This is a genomic window from Dactylosporangium thailandense, from assembly GCF_059739745.1.
On sequence record NZ_AP029195.1, the window covers coordinates 3,242,871 to 3,265,562 of the forward strand.

Below are 22,692 nucleotides of genomic sequence, written 5' to 3' on the forward strand. Positions count from 1 at the left end.
ATGCGCAGCCAAGCCGTCGTCTTCACCGCCGTGCCCACGGTGCCGGGCACCCCGGCCGCCCGCACGACCGTCGTCTCGGTCCACGTCGCGCCGCGGCTGCGGACCGACGAGAACCTGCCCCGCCCGTCGCTGTCGATGTTCCCGGACTGGCTCGACTGGCCGGCCCGCCTGGGCAGGATCGACTGGGCGCTGCGGCTGGAGGCCCCGCAGCCGCAGCTCATCCCGGCCACCATGGTGTCCAAGCCGCGCAGCGACCTGTGGAAGGCGCTGCTGCCGGGCAAGACCTACGTGCGGCCGCAGGCGTTCAACGATCTGGCGAACCGCAAGATCCGCTCGTACCCGGTCCGCAACGTGACGCAGTTCCTGCTGACCCGCTACCAGCGCCTCGCGGTGACGAACCCGTCCGCCTTCCCGTCGTACACCGAGCTCACCGGGCCGGACCTGCTCGGCCCGATCAGCTACGACCGCGAGACCGGCACCCGCAACGCCGAGCAGATCATCGAGCAGATCCTCAACCAGAACAAGGCGGTCCCGCCCGGCGCGCCCGCCCCCGCGCTGGATTTCTGGCAGCTGCGCCGGTTCCACCGGCCGCGCGGCGAGCAGCTCGTCGAGATCAAGCCGCCGGACCTGGACTTCCACGACATCCTGGCGCTCACCTCGGACTACCCGGAGCTGCAGCGCCTGCTCGGCATCGTCGTGGACCTGCAGATCCCCAGCACCGCGCTGCCGGCCGGGCCCCTGGACGGGCAGCTGTCGGCCGTGCCGTCCTGGTCGCCGTCGATCGCCGCCAGCACCGACCAGCTGCCCAGGGTCCGGGTCCGCATCGCCGCCGGCGCGCTCACCGCCGCGCCGCGCGCCGCCGCCCCGGAGCTGGTCGGCGGGCTGCTGCCGCTGGGCGACCCGACCCGGTACGCGGTGATCGGCGTCGACCCGGACGGCGCCGCGGTCAAGGCCCTCGATCTGGCCGTGAACCTCCAGCGCTCGCGCGAGCACGTCTACGCCGGCCAGCCGGACTCGTACTCGCTGCCGAGCCTGCGCACCGGCGGCTTCTCCGTGGCCCGCGTCGGGCGGGCCGCCACCCTCGCCGCCGACCTGCAGCGGGCCAAGCAGATCTACGACGCGGCCGAGGCGAACCAGCCGGTGCTCCTCGACGCCGAGGACCTCGTGCGCGGCTACCGCGTGGACGTGTACGACACCGTGACCAACGCGTGGCATCAGCTCAACGCCCGGCAGGGGAAGTACACCTTCACCGGCACCGGCACCGATCTCGACATCACCGACGAGGGCACGCTCACCCTCGGCACGACCAGCGCCGCCGACGGGTCGTCGCCCGACCTGTACCTGCAGGAGACCATGTTCCGCTGGAACGGCTGGAGCCTCTCCGCGCCCAAGCCCGGCACGGCGATCGACCCGGCCGACAACGTCGACAAGACGCCGGAGAAGAAGCCCAACCCGACGGTGTACCCGCTGCAGGTCAGCTTCCGCGCGGCGCCGGGCACCCTGCCGGCGCTGCGCTTCGGACGCACCTACCGGTTCCGGATGCGGGCGGTGGACATCGCCGGCCGCTCCGTGCGCTTCACCGCGAGCCCGGCCGGTGCCGACCCGGCCACGCTCACCCCGCCGGTACGCTTCGGCCGCTACGAGCCGGTGCAGTCGCCGGTCGTCGCGCTGCGCCGGGCGCGCACCACCGGCGAGGACGTCGGCCGGCTCGTCATCCGCTCCAACTACGACACCCCGGCCAAGAGCGACACCCAGGCCCATCTGGTACCGCCACAGAGCGCACAGATCGTCGCCGAGCAGCACGGCCGCTTCGACAGCGGCGGCGCGCTCGACCCGGCCGCCTGGGCGCAGATCACCTCCCGCGAGGGCGGGTCGCTGGAGGCATCGAAGCAGGCCAGCCCCGACCCGGGCCGCATCGACCAGGTGCACTTCGACGTCGACCAGCTGGAGCTGCCGTACCTGCCCGACCCGATCGCCCGCGGCGTCGCCGTCCAGGGCCTGCCCGGACAGGCAGGCGTGTTCAAGGCGAGCTTCGCGCCGAACGCCGGCGACCCCTGGTTCCAGCAGCGGCCGGTCCGCATGAAGGTGCAGGAGGGCGCGCCCGGGGCCGCGTACGACCCGGCCGCCCAGGAGCTGAAGGTGTCGCTGCCCAAGGCGGCCCGGACCGAGCTGCGGGTGAGCTGCTACGTCTACGACGACGACCTGCCGCAGCTGGCGGTCTGGCAGCTCATCGAGGACTCGAAGCCCTCCGCGGGCACCCTGGCCGCCCTGCACCAGGCGGCGGTCGAGGGGCGGCACTGGATGATGACGCCGTACCGCACCCTGACCCTCGTCCACGCGGTGCGCCAGCCGCTGGCCACCCCGGAGTTCGGCGCGTTCCAGCCGCAGCGGGCGGCCGGCAGCACCTTCGCCGCCTACACCGACGTGCTCGACCTGCACCGGGCCAGCACCGCCCGGGTCGACGTCTACGGCGAGTGGACCGAGCAGGTCGACCGCGGGCCGGGCACCCCGGCGCCGGTCAGCCGGACCGTCACCGCGGCCGCGTTCGGCTTCACCGTGACCGACGACCCCGACATGGAGCAATCGCTGCCGATCAGCGCCCGCCACGAGTTCGGCGACACCCGGCATCGCACCGTCACCTACAAAGCGGTCGCCACCTCGGCGTTCACGCACTTCTTCGCGGAGCGCAAGGAAGTGACGCTCGGCGCGGCGAAGGTCGTCCTGGACGTCGACGGCCTCGCCCCCGGCTCGGTGCGGGTCTGCGACGAGCACGGCGAATACGCCGAGGGCCGCGACTACACCGTGGACCTCGACTCCGGCACGCTGGCCCGGACCGACCCGTCCGGCATCCCGCTCGGGCACACCGTGACCGTCGACTACGCGGTGCCGCCGTTCACGCGGGAGACCACGGCGCCGGTGACCCGCAACATCCTGGCCACGGCGAAGCCGGCGGCGCCCGTGGTGGCGTACACGATCCCGCAGTACCGCTGGAACCGCACCGTGGCCGGGGACACGACGACGAGCATCCGCAAGGGCGGGGGCCTGCGCGTGTACCTCGAGCGGCCGTGGTTCACCTCCGGCGACGGGGAGCTGCTCGGCGTCGTCATCGACCGCACGCCCGCCGCGGCCGGCGCCCGCGATCGCATGAAGGCGCTCACCACGCTCGTCGGGGAGGACCCGGTGTACCTCACCGCCGGCAACCTCCCGGCCGGGCCGACCGTCAACTCGTTCCCCAACGCGGTCGTCCAGGGCACCGCGCTGGACCTGGAGGGCGCGCCGGAGCCGGTCGACGTCGCCGGACACGCGGTGGCCTACGACCCCGCCCGCGGGCTGTGGTACTGCGACATCGACGTCAGCCTCGGCCCCGGGTACACGCCGTTCGTGCGCCTGGCGCTGGTGCGGTACCAGCCGGATGCCATCCAGGGCTGCAAGCTGTCCGCGCCCGTCGTGCTGGACTTCGCCAACCTGGCCCCCGACCGGACCGTCACGGTGCAGCGGGACGCGGCCGGCCCCGGCCAGGCCAAGGTGACGATGACCGGCCCGGCGTTCCAGGCCACCGGCGCGGGCCCCGGCCCCGGCACGGTCGTCGTCACCGCCCAGGTCCGCGACCCCGGCGTGGGCGGCGAGCTCGGCTGGGTCGACGCGGGCGCGGCGGCACCGCCGGTGACCCTGGCCGCTGCCCTGCAGCCGGGTGGCGCGGTCGCCGTGTGGCAGGGCACGATGCCGACCCCGTCGAGCGTCGGCCGGCTGGTGGTCGAGGAGTTCGAGACGCTCACCGCCTCGGTCAACGGCGACGGGTCGGGGCCGGCCAAGCGCCTGGCGTTCACCGACGTCGTGCCGCTGAGCTGACCCGCGGCAGTACAGTTCGTACCGCTGGGACGCGGAAAGGACGGCCGCCGGTGTTGTACGAACAGCTGGGCGGATCCACGGTGATCCGGGCCACGGTCACGGTGCTCTACCAGCGCATCGTGGCCGACCCGGACCTGGCACCGTGGTTCGCCGGCATCGACCTCGGCCGGTTGCGGGCCCACCAGCACGCCTTCCTGGCGGCAGCGCTGGACGGGCCCGCCCTCTACACGGGGCGGGAGCTGGCCGAGGCCCACGCCGGCCGGGCGATCACCGGCGAGGCGTTCGACCGGCTCTGCGAGCACCTGGCCGCCTCGCTGCGCGATCTGGGGGTCGAGCCGGCCGCGGTGAGCGCCGTCGTCGAGCGGATCGAGGCCCTGCGCCCCGCCGTCGTGGACTGACCGCCGACCGGCGCGTCCGGGTGGCTCGTCTTGCGCGGCCGTCTGGCGTGGCTTGGCTGTTGTTATGCGGTGCGGCCGAGGGCCCGGTGCAGTTCGTCGCGGCCGGTGATGCCGAGCTTGCCGTAGCCGGCCTGCAGGTGGTTGTTGACCGTGCGCACGGACAGCCGCAGCCGCTGCGCGATGTCCCGGCTCGTCAGCCCGCCCGCGGCCAGGGTGGCGATCTCCCGCTCCCGCTGGGTCAGCGCCTGCGCCGGCTCGGTGAGGGCCAGCGCCGGGGTGGCGGCGCCCTCGCACCGGGCGGCGAGCGCGGCCGCCCGGGCCAGCAGTGCCGCCGCCCGGCGGGCCGAGCCGGCGGCGCGGGCGGCCTGTGCCCCGGCCGCGGCCGCCTCGGCGGCGAACAGCAGGGCGCCCTGCCGCTCGAACCACTCGGCGGCCAGCGTGAGCCCGGCGTCGTCCCGCCGCGCCGCCGCCGTCGCGCAGGCGGCCCGGGCGGCGATGAGCGGGCTGTCGGCCGCCTCGGCCAGCCGGGCCAGGCCGGCCGCGGCCACGCCGGGTTGTCCCAGCCGGGCCGCGTCGTGCAGCAGCGCCGCGGCCGCCGCGACGTGACCCCGCTCGACGGCCGCGTCGGCCGCCCGGACCAGCGTCCCGACCGCCGCGCGGGCGTCGCCGTTGACCGCTTGGCACCACGCCTCCGCCGCGGCCAGCCACGGGTCCCGGGGCTCGGCCGCGCTATCCGGCCCGGCGGCGAGCTGTGCCCAGGCGGCCGCGGCCCCGGCGGCGTCACCGAGCCACGCCGAGGCGACCGTGAGCCCGGCCAGCCCGAGCGGCAGCAGCGTCGGCAGCTCGTGCACCCGCGCGCCGCTGACCACGTCGCGGCACCAGCGCGCGGCGCTACGCGGCCGCCCGGCGAGCAGGAGGTTGCGGGCCAGCCACCACTCGGCCGAGCACACCACCCGCTCGACGCCGTCGTCCACGGCCCGCACGAGCGCGACCCGCGCCACGGCGATGCCCTCGTCGATCCGCCCGGCGTCGGCCAGCACCTCGGCCCGAACCATGAGCGGCCCGGCCCGGTGCGGCTGCCCCGCGAGACCCGCCTCGCCGCCCCCAGGCGCGACGGTGGTGTCGGCCGCGGCGAGGGCGTCGGCGCTGTGGCCGGCGGTCGTGTGGGTTGTGGGGGTCGCGTCGCCGTTGGTGAGGGCGACGGCGGTGTCCGCCGCGGCGAGGGCGTCGGTACCGCGGCCGGCCGCCGTGTAGGCCCGGGCCGCCGCCACCGCCCACCGGGCCCGGTCGTCGACGCCGAGCCGGTGGGGTGGCCCGGCCGCGGCCAGCTCGGCCAGGGCTTCGGCGGTCCGGTGCGCGCTGCCCAGCAGGGTCGCGGCGACCGTCACCAGCGCCGGTTCGTGGCCGGGGGCCGCGCGGCGCGCCTCGCGCAGCACCGCGAGCGCGGCGTCGGTGCGCTGGTGCTGGTACGCCAGCACGGCGGCGCGGACCGTGGCGATGCGCACCCGAAGCCGGGCGGAGGCCGGCAGCTCAGCCGCCCGCTGCAGCGTGGCCAGGGCCTCCGCGGGGCGCCCGAGCTCGCGCTGGGCCTCGCCGAGCAGCAGCAGGGCCTCCGGCGCGTCATCGTCGGTGACGCCGTCCCGGGCGGCGACGAGCCGCTCGACCGTCGCGAAGTCGTGCCCGGCGCGGGCGACCCGCGCGGCGCGCAGCAGCAGCCCCGGGTCTGCGGAGCCGGTCGCGCTCAGCCGCCAGATGGCCACCCGCAGCTGGTCGGCGGGTTCGCCGGCCACCGGTTCGAGCCGGGCGACCTGTTCGAGCAGGAGGTCGGCGGCCCGCAGCCGGGAGAGCCCGGCCGTGATCACCGGCGCGTACTGCGGATGCGCGAGCCGTACGAACAGCCGCTCACCCATCTCCTCGACGCCGACCAGCCCGGCCTCGTCGAGCCGGGACAGGATCCGCCGGTCGTCGGGGCCGGGCAGCTCGTCGACGGCGAGGCCCTGGCACAGCGCGAGGCGCTGGAGCACGGTCAGCTCCGCCGGGTCCAGCCCGCGCAGCCGGGCGGCGATCAGGTCCCGCAGCGCAGGCGTCCCGCCGGGTGCCGCGCTGAGCCGCCAGACCCCGGCCACCTGGACGAGGGTCCCCGCGGCGCGGGCGCCGAGCACCAGCTCCCGCAGGAACAGTACGTTGCCACCGCTGGCCCGGTGCAGCTCGGCCGCGCTGCGGGCGGCGACGGGCGCGCCGAGGGCGGCGGCGAGCACCCGGTCGCAGTCGGCCCGGCTGAGCAGCGGTACGTCCACCCGTACGGCCCGATCGCCGCTCCACAGCGCGAGAAAGGCGTCCGGCAGCGGCTCCCCGGCCCGCAGGGTGGCCAGGAGATCGGCGAGCCCGGCGTGCAGCAGCTGAGCCACCAGCGCGACCGACGCCGCATCGAGCAGCGGCAGGTTGTCCACGAACAGCAAGAGCCGTCCGCCGGTACCGCGGGCAAGCACGACATCCCGGGCGAGCGCGAAGAGCCGCAGCGGGTCCCGCCCGACCTCACCCAGCGCGGCGCTGCCCCCGGGGCCGCTGCCGAGCAGCGCGACCAGCGCACCGAGCGGGATCTGGGCCAGGCTGGCGCTGGCGGTGACCCGGGCGGTGGGCCGCCCGTTGGCGACCAGCCGCTCGACGCTCTCCTCGGCGAGCCGGCTCTTACCCGCCCCGGCCTCCCCGCACAGCAGGACGGCCGTCGGTGGGCCCCCGAGCGCCGCCGCACCCAGCGCGCTCAAGACCTGATCGAGCAGCCCTTCCCGCGCCGCGAACGGCCATCGCCGCCCCGCTGGCTCTCTGGCCACGGCCTCCGCCACCGCAACAGGATGCCGCCAAGGACGCACTCGCCACAATGCACTTCGAGACATAGCGAGTTCGATCACTACGGCCAGGTTGCGGTGCCCGAGTCGAGGTCCTGGATGAGCACGCACTTGAATGCCGCGGAACGGCTCAGTGGTCAGTCACGTCGCCCTCGGTGGCTACCTGCCGCTGCGCTGGACGGACGAGGACCTGGAGATGGGCGACGAGACCGGTGTCGTCGTGCTCGTCGGGGCCGGGACGGCGACCGTGCCCGACGCCGATCTCATGGTCTGACCCATCTGCAGGACCACGGCCGAGGCCAGCACAAGGCCGCCGCCGGCGAGCTGGGCAGGCGTCAGCGACTCGCCGAGCACGACGGCCGCCAGGGCCGCGGTCACCACCGGCTCGAACGTCGAGAGGATCGCCGCCGTCGACGGGCCGGTCCGGCGCAGGCCCGCGAAGAACGCGAGCACCGCCATGACGGTGGACACGACCGCGATGCAGCCCAGCCACCACCATCCCACCGGCCGGAAGCCGAGGCCCAGGTCCCCGGTGAGCAGCGCCCGCACGCCGAAGGTGCCGGCCGCGCCGGTCATCACGAGCGTGGTGAGCAGCACGGGCGGCAGCTCGTCCACGACGGTGTCGGCGACGAGGATGTACACCGTGTAGGTGATCGCCGAGCCCAGGCCCAGCAGTGCGCCGAGGGGCCGGAAACCGCCGCCGGCGGCGCCGAGCAGCACGAGCAGCGTGCCGCCGGACGCCGCCACGAGCGCGGCCGTGCGCCTGGACGTCAGGCGGTCCCTTCCCAGCAGTACCGCGCCGACCGTGACGAGCACCGGGTACGTGTACAGGATCAGGGACAGCGGCGCCGCATCCATCACCTCCAGTGCGGCGAAGTAGAACCCGGCCTGCGCCGCGTAGCCGACGGCGCCGAGGCCGAGGGCGATGAGCACGGCGCGGCGGCGCAGCGCCCGGCCTGTGCGGCGGAGGGTGGGGCGCAGCACCAGGAGTACCGCCAGAATCCCCGCGGCCATGGTGAAGCGGACCAGCAGTGCCGTGGCCGGGGTGACCCCGGCGGCGTAGGCGAACTTGCCGAAGATGGCCATCGCGCCGAAGCACGCGGCGGAGAGCAGACACAGTGCGGGTCCCACGGCGTCGAGCATGGGCCACCATACTCATCGGGTCCAGTGACGATTCGTGGAGCTGATTCGTTAGATTTTCTGCATGGACCTTCGCCGTCTCCGGTTGCTCCGCGAGTTCGAGGAGCGCGGCACGCTGGGCGCGGTCGCCGCGGCGCTCGGCTACAGCCCTTCCGCGGTCTCCCAGCAGCTGACCCTGCTCGAGAAGGAGACCGGCACGCGGCTGTTCGAGAAGGCCGGCCGCGGCGTGCGCCTCACCGACGCCGGCCGCCTGCTCGCCGGCCACGCCCGCCTGCTGCTGGCCGCGGCCGAGGCGGCGACGGCCGACCTGGCGGCGCTGAGCGGCGAGGTCCGCGGCACGGTCCGCGCGGGCGGCCTGCAGTCCGCGGCCCGCCGGCTGCTCATCCCGGCCGTGGCCCGGATGCAGGCCGAGCACCCGCGGCTGCGCGTGGAGATCTTCGAGCTGGAACTGGAGCAGTCGCTGCCCGGCCTCCGCCTGGGCACGGTCGATCTGGTGATCGGCGACGAGTACGACGGCCACCCCCGCCCCCGAGCCGAGGGCCTGCGCTTCGAGGTGCTGTACGAGGAGCCGCTCCGACTGGTCCTGCCCGCCGCCCACCCCCTGGCCGTTGCCTCAACCTCGGTCCCGGTGGCCGCCCTGCGCGCCGACGTCTGGACCGCGTCCGCCGAAGGCACGGGCCACCATGCGATGGTGGTCGGCACGTGCCGCGCGCTCGGCGGGTACGAGCCGGACCTCCGCCACCGCTCCAGCGACGCGGACGTCCAACTGGAACTCGTCCGCGCCACCGGCGCCGTCGCATTGCTGCCGCCGCTGACCATCCCGCGCGACGACGCGGCGATCGCCGTGCGCCCTATCGCCGAGACGGACCTCCGCCGCCGCCTGTTCACCGTCACCCGCGACGGCCCCCGGACGCCCGCCCTGACCGCCTTCCTGGAAGCCGTTCAGACGCAGGCGTACGGCCTCAGCTGAACCGCGTGATCGATCGACCGCGAGGCGCCGTGTGCGGACCCGCAAAGGGAGAGGTCACCGGCGACTTCTTGACGCGCCGCTCATGACCGCGACGGGGGGCCGCCCTCGTCCGCGGCAGTCCGCGGCAGGGCCGACAGTCCTGGCGCCGGTCCAGAGGTAGCGGCGGCGCTCAGTGCCGCCCCGTATGACGCCGTCATGGTCAGCGCCGCGGGGCCGGGCGGACCTCGACCGGCAGCGGCGGGGTGACGAGCGGCTCGATCAGGCCGGCGAGGTCGTCGCGCCGGCCGCGGTCGAGCCGCTCGATGGCGGGGGCCAGGGCGCGGCGGAGCTGCTCCTCGACGCGCTCGGCCAGCTCGTGGCCGGCCGGGGTCATGAAGACGTCGACCACGCGGCCGTCGCCGGGGTTGCGGCCGCGCGCCAGCAGGCCGCGGCGCTCGGCCCGGTCGACGAGGCCGGACAGCGTCGACTTGTCCAGGCCGAGGTGCGCGGCCAGCTCCGTCATCCGGGCCCGGCGGTCGCGCAGGATGCCCAGCACTCGCAGCTGGGTCAGCGACAGGTCGTGCTCGGCCCCGATGCGGGTCAGCGCGCCCATCACCTGGAAGGCGCTGCGGACCAGGCCGTCGATGAGCGCGTCGTCGTCGGATGTCATGCGGCCATCCTAGTTGACATGATTGGCAGTACCAACCATCATGAGAGAATATTGGTAATGCAAACCATCTGCCTTGGAGGGTTCCATGCGCGCCGCCGTCCTCACGTCCCCCGACGCCGTCCCGGTCTACCGCGAGCACCCCGACCCGGGCGCCGGCCGCGACGGCGAGCTGCCGGTCGAGGTCCTCGCGGCCGGCCTGCACCACCTGACCCGATCCCGGGCGACCGGCGCGCACTACTCCAGCGCCGGGCGCTTCCCGCTGGTCCCCGGCGTCGACGGCGTCGTGCGTGACGGCGAGGGCAACCTGCGCTACGCGGTGCTCGACGACACCGTCCTGGGCACGTTCGCCGAGCGCACGCTCATCGACCCGCGCCGCAGCGTCGTCCTGCCCGACGGCGTCGACCCGGTGCGCATCGCCGCCGCGATGAACCCGGCCATGTCCTCCTGGATCGCCCTGCGCCGCCGCATCGGCTTCACCGCCGGGCAACGGGTCCTGGTGCTCGGGGCCACCGGCAACGCCGGGCGGATGGCGGTGCAGATCGCCAAGCTGTCCGGCGCGGCCGAGGTCGTCGCGGCCGGGCGCGACCCGGTCCGCCTGGCCGCGCTGAGCGCCCTCGGCGCGGACGCGACCGTCACCTTCGACGAGCTCGAGCGCGCCGCCGACGTCGACGTCGTCCTGGACTACGTGTGGGGCGAGCCGACAGCCGCCGCCCTGATCCCGATGCTCACCGCCCGGGGCGACCGGAGCGCGCCGCTGACGTGGGTGCAGATCGGCTCGGTCGCCGGCCAGAGCGCGGCCATCCCGTCCGCGGCGCTGCGCTCGGCCCGGCTGCAGATCGTCGGCAGCGGCATCGGCTCGGTCCCGGCTCGCGACATCGTCGCCGAGCTGCCGGCCCTGGCCACCGCGGTGACCGAGGGCGCGATCGAGGTCCGGGCCCGGGCCGTGCCGCTGGCCGAGATCGGGCCGGCGTGGACCGCCGCCGGAACGCCGGACCGGGTCGTGTTCGTGCCCTGACGCTCGCGGGAGGCGTGGGTGTGCACGATCCGCCAGCCGGCGGGCAGGCGCACCCACGTCTGGGACCGGCGGCCCGGGCGCAGGCACGTCTTCGTCGGTGCACACCCGCCGGCCGGCGTCATGCGCGCACTGCTGCGGCGGCCGGCTTGACGCCCGCTGCGCCCGGACGGGCCTTGCGCGCCGTCCCCGCCCCGGCGAGCCGCTGGGTGATGTCCGTTGGCAGCAGGATGCCCCGCGGCGAGGCGGAACTCGGTCAGTGGCGGGGTCGCGAACGCGATGCGGTCGCCGGGGCGGAGGGACCTCCAGGCCCGGACGGAGACGTCAAGGGGCTACGCGCGGCCAGGGCGGCGAGATCTGTGCGTACGTTGTTCGCTTCGGGCATGTCGAGATCGGTGTAGAGGGCGAGAGCCGCTGCGAAGTGTTCCTGTGCACGGGTGGTGTCGCTGAGTGTGTGGTGGGCGCGGGCGAGACCGCGGTGGGCTCGGGCCTGCTGGTCCCGCGCGCCGGTCTCGGTCGAGATGGACAGGGCGTTGCGGTGGTGAACGAGGGCCTCGGACGGTCGGCCGGCGTTGTGGACGGCCTCCCCGAGGCCGTTGAGCGCCCACACCTCGCCGTCCCGTTCACCGATCTCACGGAAGAGGGCCAGGGCCTGCCGGTGATGCTCGGCGGCCTCATCGGCCCGGCCCAGGCGGGTATGGAGATCGCCGAGGCTGTGCTTTGCCCAGGCCTGGCCGCGGGGATTGTTCAGTCCGCGGTACAGCGCAAGTGTGTGACTGAACTGTTCCTCGGCGGCTTCGTAGCGGCCTAGGAGCTGCTGCGCGGTGCCGAGGTTGTCCCGTGAGGCGGCTTCGCCGATCACGTCGCCGGCCTCGCGAAACAGCGCCAAGGCACGGCCGTGGTACGCGCTGGCTTCCTCGTAGCGGCCCAGCAGTCGTTCGGTGAAGCCCAGGTTGTCGAGCGCGCGAGCTTCGCCGATCACGTCGCCGGCTTTTCGGAACAGCGCCAGAGCCTGTTCGTTGTGCTCGACGGTCGCCTGGTAGCGACCAAGCCGTTGCTCGACACTGCCGAGATTGCTCAACGCCCGGCCCTCTCCGATCAGATCGCCGGCCTGACGGTGCAGCAGGATCGATCGTCTGAGGTGGTCGGCCGCCGCTGCATAGCGAGCCAGCCGTGCCTCCGTCACGCCGAGATTGAGCAGCGCCTGGGCCTGCGCGACGTGATCGCCGTTACGCTCCGCCACGCCGTTGGCGTGCCGGTGGATGACTAGCGCATCGGTGTAGTAGCCGTTGTCGAGATAGCGGAACAGGGTGTTGGACAGCCGTACGGTATGGTCCGGCCACCCGTGGGCAGCAGTGTAGGCCGTGACCGAGGCGAGGGTGAACCGCTCGCCGTCCAGCCACTTGCGGGCCATGTCCGAATCGGCGAACTCGGGGGTGGGCGTAGCGGGCGGTGGAATTCGGGGGCGGCGATGCGTTTCGGCGGGGTTGAGCACGTCCATCGCGGACGCCGCCGCGGCGAGGTAATAGTCGAACAGTCGGCCGAGCGAACTCTGCGGTTCCTCGGCGGCGGCGTCCGCGGTGGCCAGGCTGGTGGCGTAGGCGCGCAACAGATCGTGCATGCCGTACCGGCCGGCGTTGGTGGTACGCACGAGGTTGGCACGGGCCAGCACGCCGAGGATACGGCGTGCCTGCGCCAGGGTCGTGCCGGCGAGGGCGGCCGCTGCGTAGACATCGAGGTCGGGGCCGGGATGCAGGCCCAGCAGCGGGAAGGCGCGGGCCGCTGCCGGCGGCAGATGCTGGAACGACCAGGAGAAGACCGCAGCCACCGCGGCGCGCGGGTCGCCACCGGCGTCCAACAGGTCCAGGCGCTGCTGCCGGTCCGCCAGCTCGGCGACAAGGTCGGCCAGTGGTGTGGCAGAGTGCAGGACGGCGAGCTCGGCGGCGATGCGCAGGGCGAGCGGCAGCCGGACGCACTGGTCCGCGAGAACGGCGGCCGCCGCCGGGGCCGCGTCGACACGAGCCCCGATCAGGCGCCGGAGTAGGGCGATCGCGTCGGAGTGCGGCAGCAGCTCCAGGTCGAGCCGGCGGGCGCCATGCACGGCGACCAGGCCGGCGAGGCTGTCACGGCTGGTGACCAGCACCGCGCAGGAGCCGGTGCCGGGCAGCAGCGGCCGCACCTGCTCGACGGACGAGGCGTTGTCCAGCACGATCAGCATACGGCGGCCGGCGATCTCGGTGCGGTACCGCGACGCGCAGTCCTCCAGGTCCACCGGGATCTCGGCGTTGGGTATCCCGAGCGCGGCCAGGCACCGGACCAGCGCGTCGGCTGCGGTCATCGGCTGATCGGGGTCGTATCCGCGCAGGTTCAGATACAGCTGACCGTCGGGGAACCGGTCACCGACCCGGTGCGCCCACCGGATGGCCAGGGCGGTCTTGCCTACCCCCGCCGTGCCGGAGATCACCAGGATGGGCACGGCCGTCGGATACCTGTCCCAGTCCGGCGCGCCGGCGTGGGCCAGAACGGCATCGATCTGGCCGAGCTCTTCGATGCGGCCGGAGAACCCTGCCACATCGGCGGGCAACTGCGCCGGCACTACCCGCCGCGGTGCTGCCGTTTGGGACGCGGGCGTCCGGGTTGACCGGACCTCCAGATCGCCGCGGAGGATCGCCCGGTAGGTCCCCTCCAGATCGGGCCCCGGGTCGACGCCGAGCTCGTCGGCGAGGCGCTGCCGGGTCGCCAGGTAACGGTCCAGCGCATCGGCAGTGCGGCCGACGGCGAACAGCGCCCGCATCAGAACCTCGGCCAAGGACTCGACGAGCGGATAGGCGGCTGTCAGCTCCACGAGCGGGCTGATGACGGCGGCCGGGTTGGCGGCCGCCACCTCGGCCCGGGCCCAGGCCGTTACGGCGGCCACATGGTGCTGCAACCAGGTGTCGCGGATACCGAACGCCCATCTTCCGGACAGATCCGCAAGCGGATCTCCACGCCATAACTGCCGGGCCTCGCGCAACAACTGGACTTCGTCGCGGGGTGAGCAGTCCGGCTCGTTGGCGCGCTCCACGAGGTTGCGGAAGCGGAGTATGTCGACTAGACGCGGATCGATGTCAAGGACATATCCACCGGAACGGTGCACGATTGGCGCGACCACCGTGTCGCCGTGCTGGAGGATGCGGCGCAGGCGAGCGATGAGCACGTGCAGCGTCCGGCGCGCTCCGTTGGGGACCTCGTCCCAGACCCGGTCGATCAGGCTCTCCACCTGTACCGTGCGGCCGGCGTCCAGCGCCAGCGCGGCCAGCACCAGTCTCTGCTGAGGAGGGCCGATGGGCAGGACCCGTGCCTGGACGTGGATCTCCACCGGCCCCAGCAAACGAATCTCCGTCGGCGTATCGATCATGCTGCTACCGGGCCGCCCATCGACAATTAGGAATTCGTTAAGCATTAACTCTATACCGGCATTCCATCCTCTTGATGTCGACACGTTGACAGCCGTCTCAGCCATCGGGAGCGCTACGCGATTGCGGCCATCGAGCCGGCGCGACGTGTCTGGACGCGGATGCCCGCGTCGAGAATCGGGAGGAACAATGCCTGGAAAACTGGTCAAGTCCCTGGCCGTCGCGGCCGCCGTGGCTGGCATCTCGGTCGCGGTGCCGGCCACTGCGGCCCACGCGGCCAGCGGCTGCACGACACTGTACGCCGGCGGCGGCGGTACGGCCTCTGTGTGCAAGAGCTGGAACGACCCCGACGGCGACGGCCTGTACTACGGCACGCTCTCGGTGAACAGCGCATCGTCCCGTGTGTACGTCCAGGCCAGCCAGGACGGCCTGGTCTACAACCTGACGGGTCGGGGCGGCACCGGCAGCGGCAGCTACACCGACGTGCGCAAGCTTCTGCTGCGTGCATGCAACACCAGCTGCAGCGGCTGGTGGTAACAGCACCGAGTGGCTACTCCGCAACGCCTACCTCGGACCACTGGCGCCGCGCGTCGGACATCGACGGCGGCCCGCTCCACCCAGCCCAGGGTGAGGCGACCTTGACCCGGCGGTAGGTGTCGCCGATCCGGCTGGTGGCGGACGTGTGGAAGTCCGCCACCAGCCGGCGTGTAACCGCGGCGCGGTGGCCATTGGTCCAACGCCTCGGCGGCCCACCTACCACGTCGTGATCGACGAACTGGCCATCCGTCGCCCGGCCGTGCCCGATCCAGTGGCCGTCGCCCAGCTGGATTCCTCGCCGAGGCCGGCCACACCCGCGACAACCTCACGTGGACCACGCCGCCGGGGTACCGGCTCCGGGGAACAGGACCTTGTAGTGCCCGGTCGACCCGATCGACACCACGGTGGCGGCCGGGGTGGTGCCGCTGGCGTCAGTCTGCGGACACCTGACCGACGCATAGTGTGAACTGGATCGGGAAGGCGCTCGGATCCGGCGGGTCGACGAACCCGAGCGACACCGCGGCGCCGCACCGCTGGAACAAGTCGCCGTTGCGGAAGCGGGTCCAGATGCGTTCGGTGGCGATGGACACCGGGAGGGCTGCGGCGAACCGGCCGCCCGGCTTCAGGCGGGTGCACACCGCCTCGACCAGAAGAGGCACGCACACGTCGAACCGTTCGTGCCGGAGAAGGTCGGCGTACCGGGGCTGGGCCGCCAGGCGGTGCAGGGCCTGCGGCGACAGCTCCGCACGCAGTACCCATGGCGGGTTGGCCACCAGGGTGTCGGCGCGGGGTCCCTCAGACGGGTCGAACGCGTCGCCCTCGTCGAGCCGGAACGGGGCGTCGTCGGGGCACAGGCGTTGCGCCAAACGGCCGCAGCGCACCAGGTCGGGGCTCTTCTCCAGCCCGGATCCGCCGCGCGTGGCGGCCAGGAGGGCGCCCATGCCGGCGGCCGGATCCACCACCGCGCCGCCCGACGGCACGTGCGCTGCGATGGCCGTGGCGAGGGAGTACGGGGACATGTACCGGCCCCAGGCGAGCCGTTCCGGTTCCGGCATCAGCGCGGCCTGCAGCATCGCCAGGCCGTCGTAGACACCGGCCGGGCCGGACAGTTTCGCCGCCTGCCGCAGGTCCGCGACGGCCGACGGTTCGTCGGTGCCGGACAGGGCACGCAGCAGGCGGTCCGCGTACCCGCCCAGGGAGCCGGCGAAGTACGTCCGGTGCAGTTCCGATCCGGGTCGCAGGCAGGAGAAGACAGGGTTGGTGGACATGTCCGTCCTTCAGGGCTTCAGGCTGCGCACCGTCGCGGCCGCGGATCGCAGCGCCAGGGCGACGCTGGTCAGGGTGGGGTTGCCGGCGGTCGAGGCGGACAGCACCCCGTTGCCGGCCACGAATAGATTCGGCACGCCCCATACCCGGCCGTGCGGGTCACAGACGCTGGTCCCGTCCGGGCGGCCACCCATCCGTACCGTCCCGGTCAGGTGCAGCGACGATCCGCGGGGCAACAGCCGGGGTTCGCCACCGGGCAGGACCCGATCGCCGAGGGCCACCATGGCACGGCGGATGTCGTCGGTGGCCCCGCGAACCCGGCGGTGATCCTCGTCGCTCAGCGGGTAGGTGACGTGCGGGGGGTCGAACGTGAGGTGGTTGCCCGCGTCGATCACCGGCGGGACGAGCCAGCTCAGGCCTACCACCATCGCGTCGTCCTCGGCTCTCTGGTCGAACAGCATGACCTGGCCGTGGTACGGGTGGCGGTCGCTGTACGGCACCCAGAGCATTGCCGCGGTGCGGTCCCGGCCCCAGCGCGCGGGCACCCGGCTGCCCGGCCAGGCGACGGCGGCGAGCAACTGCAGGTGGTCGGCGGCGTATCGGCCCAGCGCGGCGGGGCGGATCCCGGAGTCCCAGAGCAACTGGGGTGTGCGCACCGCGTCCGCCGCTACCGCCACCGCACCCACCCGGATCTCGGTGTCGTTGAGGTGCACGGCCACCACACGTCCGGCTCGCAGGATCAGGCGCCGGCATGTGGTCGACGACCAGATCTCGAACGACTTCACGTCGCCGAGGATGTCCGCCGGTCCGGTCCAGTGTGGACGGTCACCGGTGCGGGTCATCGCGGTGGGCATCATCGCAACACCCCGGTCGGGCGGCAGATCCGGGTACCCGGCCCGCAGTGCGTCCAGCAGCCCGTCGACCCGCGGCCACGAGTCGGGCCGAACCCGCAGCAGCCGCCGCGCCTCCGCCAGTGCGGCCGCCCACTCCGGTGCCGGGATGGCCGGTTCGCGTTCGGTCCCGTCGGGTGTCGGGGTGGCGCAGGTCCACGTGGTTCCCAGCCCGCCCGATCGGGTGGCCTGCGCGTATCCGGGCAGGTCGCTGTCCGGGCCGAATACCGGGCTGGTGGCCGGTCTCGGCTCGGCACCCGTCGCGTGTTGGCCGGTGTCGAAGACGGGCGGCTCCGGCGGCCCGGGCGGTTCCACGTTGTCCCGGTGCTGGCCGGTCCCCGCCGTACCGGCGTCCACCAGCAGGATCCGTACGCCGGGCGCCAGGGTGCGCACGGTACGCGCGATCGCGCACCCGACCGGTCCAGTTCCCACGACCAGCAGGTCTACTTCGTCGATTCGAGCCACAGCCATTCCTCGGTGTCCTCGGTCAGTGCGGCGGCCTCGGCGAGCAGTTCGGCCCAGGCCGGGCTGAACACCTTCTGGTCGAACACCGGGTTGAGCAGCGCGAAACCGGGGAACGCCCGGACCAGCCGGCCGATCTCCGACCTGGTCCGGGACAGCATCCGGACCAGGTCGGGCAGGTCGCGGATGGTCTTCTGGTACACGTACGCACCCGGTGCCAGGCCGATCGCGTCGAGTCCGGCGAACCAGGTCAGGTAGAAGGAGAAGAACACGTCCTCGGCGCGTAGCCGCGCGGCGAAGCCGTCCACGTCCTTCCACTGAAACGGGTTGCCGCGGTAGAGGCTGGCCTTGCCGTTGAAGTAGCGCCGTGGGCTGGCGCTCTCCGCGCGGTGGTCGGGTTCGCTGAACCGGCTGAACGAGTCGGCCGGCAGAGGCTCGGCGTGGGTCACCCACAGCCGGTCGTCGGCGACCAGGTGCGATTCGAGCGCGTCGAGCAGGCGCGGGTGCACGATGACGTCCGCGTCCAGCTTGCCGACGAAGCCGTCCATTGTGGACTGCGAAATGCCGGTCCGGAAGGCCGCGACGATCCCTGGCGGCGACGTCACGACCCGTACGTCCAGAGTGGACTCGGCGGCCAGGTCCCGGGCCACCTCCTCGGAGCCGTCGGTGCACCCGTTGACCACGACCACGAACTCCCGGGTGGAGTCCAGCTCGTTGGTGGCGTTCTCCAGGAACGCGAAGAACGTCGGCAGGTTGCGCCGCTCGTTGCGTACCGGAATGACCATCGTGGTGCGTTGCGCCGGCGCGTTGGACGTGACGGAACGCGCAACGGCAGGAGGCGCGGGAAGGCGTGGACCGGCGTGCGTGATCAGCACCTGCCGCTCGGACGTGAGCGCGGCCGGCGCCGGGGCGACGTACCGGTCGCAGAAACCGGCATCGGAAAGCGCTGCCGGGTCCACTGTGGACCCGAAGAACGCCACACCCCGGTCGTCCAGCACCCGCCGGCACTCCCGCAGCAGCACCGGATCGAACGGCCCGTCGAGACAACACAGCACGGTGACCGAAGCGGATCCGGCCGGCAGCACGGCGTCGTCGAACCGCAGCCCGGTCAACCACGGCACGCGCGGCGAACCGGATCGCAGCACCTGCACTGCGGTCATGCGGCACTCATCAGTTGATCCCGAGCCGCCTGCGCGTCCCGGACGGTGACCGGCGTCCGCGCACCCATCACCGCGTCGCCGACGCCGCCGATCAGCACATTCGGTCCGGTGGCCTGCACGCGCGGGGAGCTGAGCACGAGCGTCGCACCGGTCACGTCGAGGGGCACCACCGGCGCGTGGAACACCCCGGCCCGGATGGTGTGTATCTCCCCGCCGCCGACCACCCGGTGCTCGACCGCCCGCGCGAGAACCTGACTGCCGTCGGTGACCAACGACTGGTAGCTGCCGGGCCGGTAGGCGACCGAGAACCGCCGGAACAGCTCCTCATCGGACGCGACGCCCGTCGCCGCGCCGACGGAGTAGATGTTGTCGTGGTATTCGGTGAGCACCAGCGAGGTGATGTTCCACGCGTGGTCGTGGATGTCACCGTCGTGGATCGGCCCGAGATCGCCGCGCCCCTGGATGACCCGCCGCCGTGTCCCGGCCGGCCAGATGTGCAGCCGCAACGTGCCGAAGACCGGATGCGCACCCAACGGGTACACCATGAAGCCGGTCGGATGCCACCGCCCGTTCCGCCCGCACAACGATGGAATCACGACGTCCCGCACATGGTCTCCGACGCGGCGCAGCAAACGGGCCGATCCGTCGAAGAAGGCGTCCGGGTCGAGCGGTGCGCCGCTCTCGTGCAGCAGGGGGTCGCCCGCGTCGACGATGCCGTGGTCGGTCAGCACGCTCATCCGAGCCACCCTTGTACCTCGGCGAGGTCGTCGAAGGAGTAGGCGACGCGGGGAAATCCGGCGTTCAACTCGGCGACCCGGCAGCGTACGTCGTCGCCGCGCAGCGCCCGGCTCAGCAGTGCGCCGACCTGACGCATCTCGTCCGGGCCCATGCCGGCGCGGGTGATCCGCTGGGTGCCGAGCCGCGCGTACACGCCGGCACCGAGGGTGCTGTCGAAGTTGAGCGATATCAGGTTGTCCACCAGGCCCGCGTACAGCGTGCGGTAGCGTTCGCCCTGATCGCCCATCAGCAGGTGCACCTGGTGGTTCTCCGACACCCGTCCGGTGTTGGCCCGGCGCAGCGTCCAGCCCTCATCCTCCAGGGCCGCGCCGAGAGCGTTGGAGTTGGCGACGATCTGCCTGGCGTAGGCCCGGCCGTACGCCTCCATCTCCAGGATGGTGATCGCGAGGGCGACCATGCTCCCGGTGTGCACACTGGACACCAGCCCGTTGTTGATGATGGTGGTGGCCCGCTGCGCCATTTCCGGGTCGCGGAACGCAATCAGGCCCTTCTGCGGTCCGGGCAGGGTCTTGTGGGTGTTGCCGACCAGCACGTCGGCGCCCTCCGTCAGCGGCGCCTGGAACAGGCCCCCCATGATCAGGCCGAGTGTGTGGCTGGCGTCGTAGATGATGACCGCCTCGTCGCCGAGCGCGGCGCGGATCTGCCGCAGGTTGTGCGGGTTCAGGTAGTAGGACACGTCCAGATACAGCGCCTTCGCCCCGGCCCGGTGGAAGTCTTCGGCGATCCGTTCGGCGTCGAAGCGCAGATCGTCCAATCGGTACCTCGTGCTCAAGTGCCGCCGTCCGGTCCGCTGCACGATGACGGGGGTGGCGAAGTGGCCGCCGTGTCCGATGTCGACAGTCATCACGCCGTCGCCGGGCTCGGTCAGCGACAGGATCGCGCACATCATCGTGTGTACCCCGGAAAGGCATTTGAGGTTCACGTCGGCGGCGTGCAGGAGCGTGCGCAGCGCGTCGGACGCGGCGTCCACCAGGTCACCGACGGCGGGCAGGCCGCGGAACGTGAACGGGCGGAAGTCCACGATGCCGAGGTCGTCGCCGCCGCCCATGAAGTAGTGGTCGGCCAGTGGCAGGGTGAGGCCGCGGCGGGCGGTCCGGGACAGCAGGCTCTCGTTGGCGGTCAGGTGCAGGAACTTGGCGGCTTCCCGGTCCATGGCCGCGATGCCGTTCAGATGGCGCGCGATGGCGGTGGTACGGTCCCGGATCCGGTCTTCGGTCATTGACATTGCGCGCACTCCTGATCGGGAGAACAGTCGAAGGAGAAGTGGACCCGCTGGTGTCCCAACGCGATCCGGGCCACCTCGGCGGAGACGTCCCGCCCGGTTCCGGCCGCGAACAGCAGGTCCGCGATAGCGTCCAGGTGCTGCCCGGTCATGCCGCGCCGGGTCACCTCCTGGGTGCCGAGGCGGATGAACGTCCGCCGGCCCAGGCAGTTGTCGAAGCCGAGCGCGATGTTCGAGGCGGAGAACCGTCCGTAGAGCAGGCGGTGTTCGCCGAGGCTCTCGGACAGCACGTGTACCTGGTGGGTGTCGGTGTGCGTGCCGGGTCCGGTCTGCCGCACCGGCCAGCCGCGGTCGGCTAGCGCGGCCGCGAGATGCCGGGCGTTCGCGACGGTCTGCCGTGCCAGGGCCTTTCCCCAGCGGTCGATCTCCAGGATTGTGACGCACAGGGCCGCCAGGGTCACCGGATGGTTGCTGGAGTAGAGACCACCACCGATGATCCCGTCGGCGTGGACCGCCAGATCTTTTTCCCGGTACGCGATGAGGCCGCGATGCGGTCCGGGCAGTGTCTTGTGCGTGTTGCCGCAGACCGCGTCGGCGCCGAGGGAGAGCGGGCTGGGCAGCGCGCCACCCATCACCAGTCCCAGGCTGTGGCTGATGTCGTAGACGAGCCGCACGTCGGGGCCCAGCGCGCGCCGGATCGCCCGTACGTCCTGCGGGCGCAGCTCATACGACCCGTCGAGGTAGAGCAGGCGCACCCCGTCGGCGCGCAGCCGTCCGGTGTCCACCAGCCAGGTCCCGGGATCGACGGGGGCGGGGACCCAGCGCCGCCCGCACCGGCGGACGATGTGCTGGGTGGCGTAGTGGCCGCCGTCGCCGACCTCCAGCGACATCACCGTGTCGCCGGGATCGGTGAGCGCGAGGATGGCACAGGTCATGGCGTGGATACCGGACAGGCAGTCGAGGTTGACGGCGGCGGCGTCCAGCATTCGGGCCGCGCGCCATCCAGCGGTGGCGACCAGCCGGGCTAGGCCGGGACGGCCCCGCGACATGAACGGCGTGTACGGGTTGGTGACCACGGCGTCCTCGTCGCCGCCGCCGCTGAAGTACCGGTTGGCGAAGTCGGAGTCCAGGTAGCGGGCGGCGCTGCGGGACATCAGGCCCTCGTTCGCGGTCAACCACAGGGTGTGCCGGTCGCGTGCGGCGTCCCGGTCGACGGCGGCGAGGAGGTCGTCGAGTTCGTTCATGCGTCGTCCGACCGGTACACGGACACGTGGGAACGGCTGTCCCGGGTGAAGGGGCGCCGGTCGTAGCCGCCGACACGCCCGGCAAGCCGCAGCCCGCATAGCCGGGCCATCAGGTCCAGCTCGGACGGCGTGGCGTAGCGCAACCGGTACGGGAAGAGCCGGATGCCGCTGTCACCGATGTGCACCCGAGTCGCCCGGATCACCTGCTCGACCGGATCGTGCTCGGCAAGCTCGAACCGGACCGAGCCGGCGGTCATGTTCTCCAGGGACACGTTCTGGTCCTGCCGGTAACGGGTGGCGTCCGGTACGAACGCCTCGACGACCACCCGGCCGCCCGGCGAGAGCAGCCGCGCCATCCGGGCGAAGCACGCGACCTGCGCATCCTGGGAGTCGAGCAGGAACAGCGAGGAGAACGCCACGTAGATCAGGTCGAAGCCGCCGGGCAGGTCGACGCACGCCATGTCGGCCTGTACGCCGGTGACGGTGCCGCCCTTATCCGTCAAGCGTTTCAGCATCAGCGGCGAGGTGTCGACGCCGGTCACGTCCAGGCCTTCGGCGGCGAGCGGGACGGCGATCCGGCCGGTGCCGACGCCGAGTTCCAGTGCCCGGCCGGACGGTGCGAGATCCTTCAGGAACGCGACCGCCGCTGCGGTGTCCAGCTGGCTGTCGTACCAGTCGTCGTACACGTCAGCGTAGGTGTCGCCGTCGTACCTGCATTCGTCGGCATCGATTCTGCGGGGCGGCATCGCCCTAGATTAGTCAGGGCCGCCGATGCCGCAGATCGCCCATAAAGGTGGCCGGTGATGCCGTTCATCCCCCTGTGACCGTGACCATGGGGGAGGAGATCGGTACGT

The 22,692-nt window shown here is 72.8% G+C and carries 16 protein-coding genes; 5 read left to right on the forward strand and 11 right to left on the reverse strand.

Annotation, left to right across the window (positions count from 1 at the left end; genetic code table 11):
* Entirely contained in the window at window positions 1–3,849 is a 3,849-nt protein-coding gene (locus AC6JBM_RS14600) for a hypothetical protein (RefSeq protein WP_497984153.1), read from the forward strand.
* A gap of 50 nt (window positions 3,850–3,899) precedes the next feature.
* Window positions 3,900–4,247: a group I truncated hemoglobin gene (locus AC6JBM_RS14605; RefSeq protein WP_350624544.1), complete on the forward strand. Its 348-nt coding sequence runs from the start codon at window positions 3,900–3,902 to the stop codon at window positions 4,245–4,247.
* A 62-nt stretch (window positions 4,248–4,309) separates the two neighbouring features.
* Here AC6JBM_RS14605 and AC6JBM_RS14610 read toward each other — a convergent pair whose 3' ends face one another.
* Window positions 4,310–7,141, reverse strand: coding sequence for a helix-turn-helix transcriptional regulator (locus tag AC6JBM_RS14610; RefSeq protein ID WP_497984154.1), 2,832 nt, complete (start codon window positions 7,139–7,141; stop codon window positions 4,310–4,312).
* A gap of 111 nt (window positions 7,142–7,252) precedes the next feature.
* Window positions 7,253–8,224: a DMT family transporter gene (locus AC6JBM_RS14615; protein WP_497984155.1), complete on the reverse strand. Its 972-nt coding sequence runs from the start codon at window positions 8,222–8,224 to the stop codon at window positions 7,253–7,255.
* Window positions 8,225–8,297: 73 nt separating this feature from the next.
* Between AC6JBM_RS14615 and AC6JBM_RS14620 the strand changes: the two genes are divergently transcribed.
* Complete coding sequence (locus AC6JBM_RS14620) at window positions 8,298–9,203, forward strand: LysR family transcriptional regulator (RefSeq protein WP_497984156.1); 906 nt, start codon at window positions 8,298–8,300, stop codon at window positions 9,201–9,203.
* Between the two features lie 199 nt (window positions 9,204–9,402).
* Here the strand turns inward: AC6JBM_RS14620 and AC6JBM_RS14625 are convergent, their stop codons facing one another.
* Window positions 9,403–9,852, reverse strand: coding sequence for a MarR family winged helix-turn-helix transcriptional regulator (locus AC6JBM_RS14625; protein WP_497984157.1), 450 nt, complete (start codon window positions 9,850–9,852; stop codon window positions 9,403–9,405).
* 85 nt (window positions 9,853–9,937) lie between these two features.
* On the opposite strand from AC6JBM_RS14625, the gene AC6JBM_RS14630 reads away from it, so the two are divergent.
* Window positions 9,938–10,867: a quinone oxidoreductase family protein gene (locus AC6JBM_RS14630; protein WP_497984158.1), complete on the forward strand. Its 930-nt coding sequence runs from the start codon at window positions 9,938–9,940 to the stop codon at window positions 10,865–10,867.
* 253 nt (window positions 10,868–11,120) lie between these two features.
* On the opposite strand, the gene AC6JBM_RS14635 is transcribed toward AC6JBM_RS14630, so the two are convergent.
* A complete protein-coding gene (locus AC6JBM_RS14635) occupies window positions 11,121–14,261 on the reverse strand; it encodes an AfsR/SARP family transcriptional regulator (protein WP_497984159.1) in 3,141 nt (1,046 codons plus the stop codon).
* A 187-nt stretch (window positions 14,262–14,448) separates the two neighbouring features.
* Between AC6JBM_RS14635 and AC6JBM_RS14640 the strand changes: the two genes are divergently transcribed.
* On the forward strand, window positions 14,449–14,796 hold the full coding sequence (locus AC6JBM_RS14640) for a hypothetical protein (RefSeq protein WP_497984160.1): 348 nt from the start codon (window positions 14,449–14,451) through the stop codon (window positions 14,794–14,796).
* A gap of 431 nt (window positions 14,797–15,227) precedes the next feature.
* On the opposite strand, the gene AC6JBM_RS14645 is transcribed toward AC6JBM_RS14640, so the two are convergent.
* The 7 genes from AC6JBM_RS14645 to AC6JBM_RS14675 are packed head-to-tail and all read right to left on the reverse strand — an operon-like array spanning window position 15,228 to window position 22,584.
* On the reverse strand, window positions 15,228–16,064 hold the full coding sequence (locus tag AC6JBM_RS14645; RefSeq protein ID WP_497984161.1) for a hypothetical protein: 837 nt from the start codon (window positions 16,062–16,064) through the stop codon (window positions 15,228–15,230).
* 9 nt (window positions 16,065–16,073) lie between these two features.
* Complete coding sequence (locus tag AC6JBM_RS14650) at window positions 16,074–17,417, reverse strand: GMC oxidoreductase (protein WP_497984162.1); 1,344 nt, start codon at window positions 17,415–17,417, stop codon at window positions 16,074–16,076.
* Entirely contained in the window at window positions 17,396–18,574 is a 1,179-nt protein-coding gene (locus AC6JBM_RS14655; protein ID WP_497984163.1) for a glycosyltransferase family 2 protein, read from the reverse strand. The genes AC6JBM_RS14650 and AC6JBM_RS14655 overlap by 22 nt, the downstream gene beginning before the upstream one ends.
* Complete coding sequence (locus AC6JBM_RS14660; RefSeq protein WP_497984164.1) at window positions 18,571–19,311, reverse strand: hypothetical protein; 741 nt, start codon at window positions 19,309–19,311, stop codon at window positions 18,571–18,573. Before AC6JBM_RS14660 ends, AC6JBM_RS14655 begins: the two co-directional genes overlap by 4 nt.
* The gene (locus AC6JBM_RS14665) at window positions 19,308–20,597 is read right to left on the reverse strand and encodes a PLP-dependent aminotransferase family protein (RefSeq protein ID WP_497984165.1); all 1,290 of its coding nucleotides are present in this window, start codon (window positions 20,595–20,597) and stop codon (window positions 19,308–19,310) included. Before AC6JBM_RS14665 ends, AC6JBM_RS14660 begins: the two co-directional genes overlap by 4 nt.
* Window positions 20,588–21,838, reverse strand: coding sequence for a PLP-dependent aminotransferase family protein (locus AC6JBM_RS14670; protein ID WP_497984166.1), 1,251 nt, complete (start codon window positions 21,836–21,838; stop codon window positions 20,588–20,590). The genes AC6JBM_RS14665 and AC6JBM_RS14670 overlap by 10 nt, the downstream gene beginning before the upstream one ends.
* On the reverse strand, window positions 21,835–22,584 hold the full coding sequence (locus tag AC6JBM_RS14675) for a class I SAM-dependent DNA methyltransferase (RefSeq protein WP_497984167.1): 750 nt from the start codon (window positions 22,582–22,584) through the stop codon (window positions 21,835–21,837). The genes AC6JBM_RS14670 and AC6JBM_RS14675 overlap by 4 nt, the downstream gene beginning before the upstream one ends.
* Window positions 22,585–22,692 lie beyond the last annotated feature (108 nt).

What these genes read in the sequence shown, in the direction of transcription:
- AC6JBM_RS14625 (WP_497984157.1), bottom strand. Translation starts at nt 9,852, where the DNA reads ATGACATCCGACGACGACGCGCTCATCGACGGCCTGGTCCGCAGCGCC.
- AC6JBM_RS14660 (WP_497984164.1), bottom strand. Translation starts at nt 19,311, where the DNA reads ATGAGCGTGCTGACCGACCACGGCATCGTCGACGCGGGCGACCCCCTG.
- AC6JBM_RS14640 (WP_497984160.1), top strand. Translation starts at nt 14,449, where the DNA reads ATGCCTGGAAAACTGGTCAAGTCCCTGGCCGTCGCGGCCGCCGTGGCT.
- AC6JBM_RS14610 (WP_497984154.1), bottom strand. Translation starts at nt 7,141, where the DNA reads ATGTCTCGAAGTGCATTGTGGCGAGTGCGTCCTTGGCGGCATCCTGTT.
- AC6JBM_RS14630 (WP_497984158.1), top strand. Translation starts at nt 9,938, where the DNA reads ATGCGCGCCGCCGTCCTCACGTCCCCCGACGCCGTCCCGGTCTACCGC.
- AC6JBM_RS14600 (WP_497984153.1), top strand. Translation starts at nt 1, where the DNA reads ATGCGCAGCCAAGCCGTCGTCTTCACCGCCGTGCCCACGGTGCCGGGC.
- AC6JBM_RS14670 (WP_497984166.1), bottom strand. Translation starts at nt 21,838, where the DNA reads ATGAACGAACTCGACGACCTCCTCGCCGCCGTCGACCGGGACGCCGCA.
- AC6JBM_RS14675 (WP_497984167.1), bottom strand. Translation starts at nt 22,584, where the DNA reads ATGCCGCCCCGCAGAATCGATGCCGACGAATGCAGGTACGACGGCGAC.
- AC6JBM_RS14655 (WP_497984163.1), bottom strand. Translation starts at nt 18,574, where the DNA reads ATGACCGCAGTGCAGGTGCTGCGATCCGGTTCGCCGCGCGTGCCGTGG.
- AC6JBM_RS14665 (WP_497984165.1), bottom strand. Translation starts at nt 20,597, where the DNA reads ATGTCAATGACCGAAGACCGGATCCGGGACCGTACCACCGCCATCGCG.
- AC6JBM_RS14620 (WP_497984156.1), top strand. Translation starts at nt 8,298, where the DNA reads ATGGACCTTCGCCGTCTCCGGTTGCTCCGCGAGTTCGAGGAGCGCGGC.
- AC6JBM_RS14645 (WP_497984161.1), bottom strand. Translation starts at nt 16,064, where the DNA reads ATGTCCACCAACCCTGTCTTCTCCTGCCTGCGACCCGGATCGGAACTG.
- AC6JBM_RS14635 (WP_497984159.1), bottom strand. Translation starts at nt 14,261, where the DNA reads ATGATCGATACGCCGACGGAGATTCGTTTGCTGGGGCCGGTGGAGATC.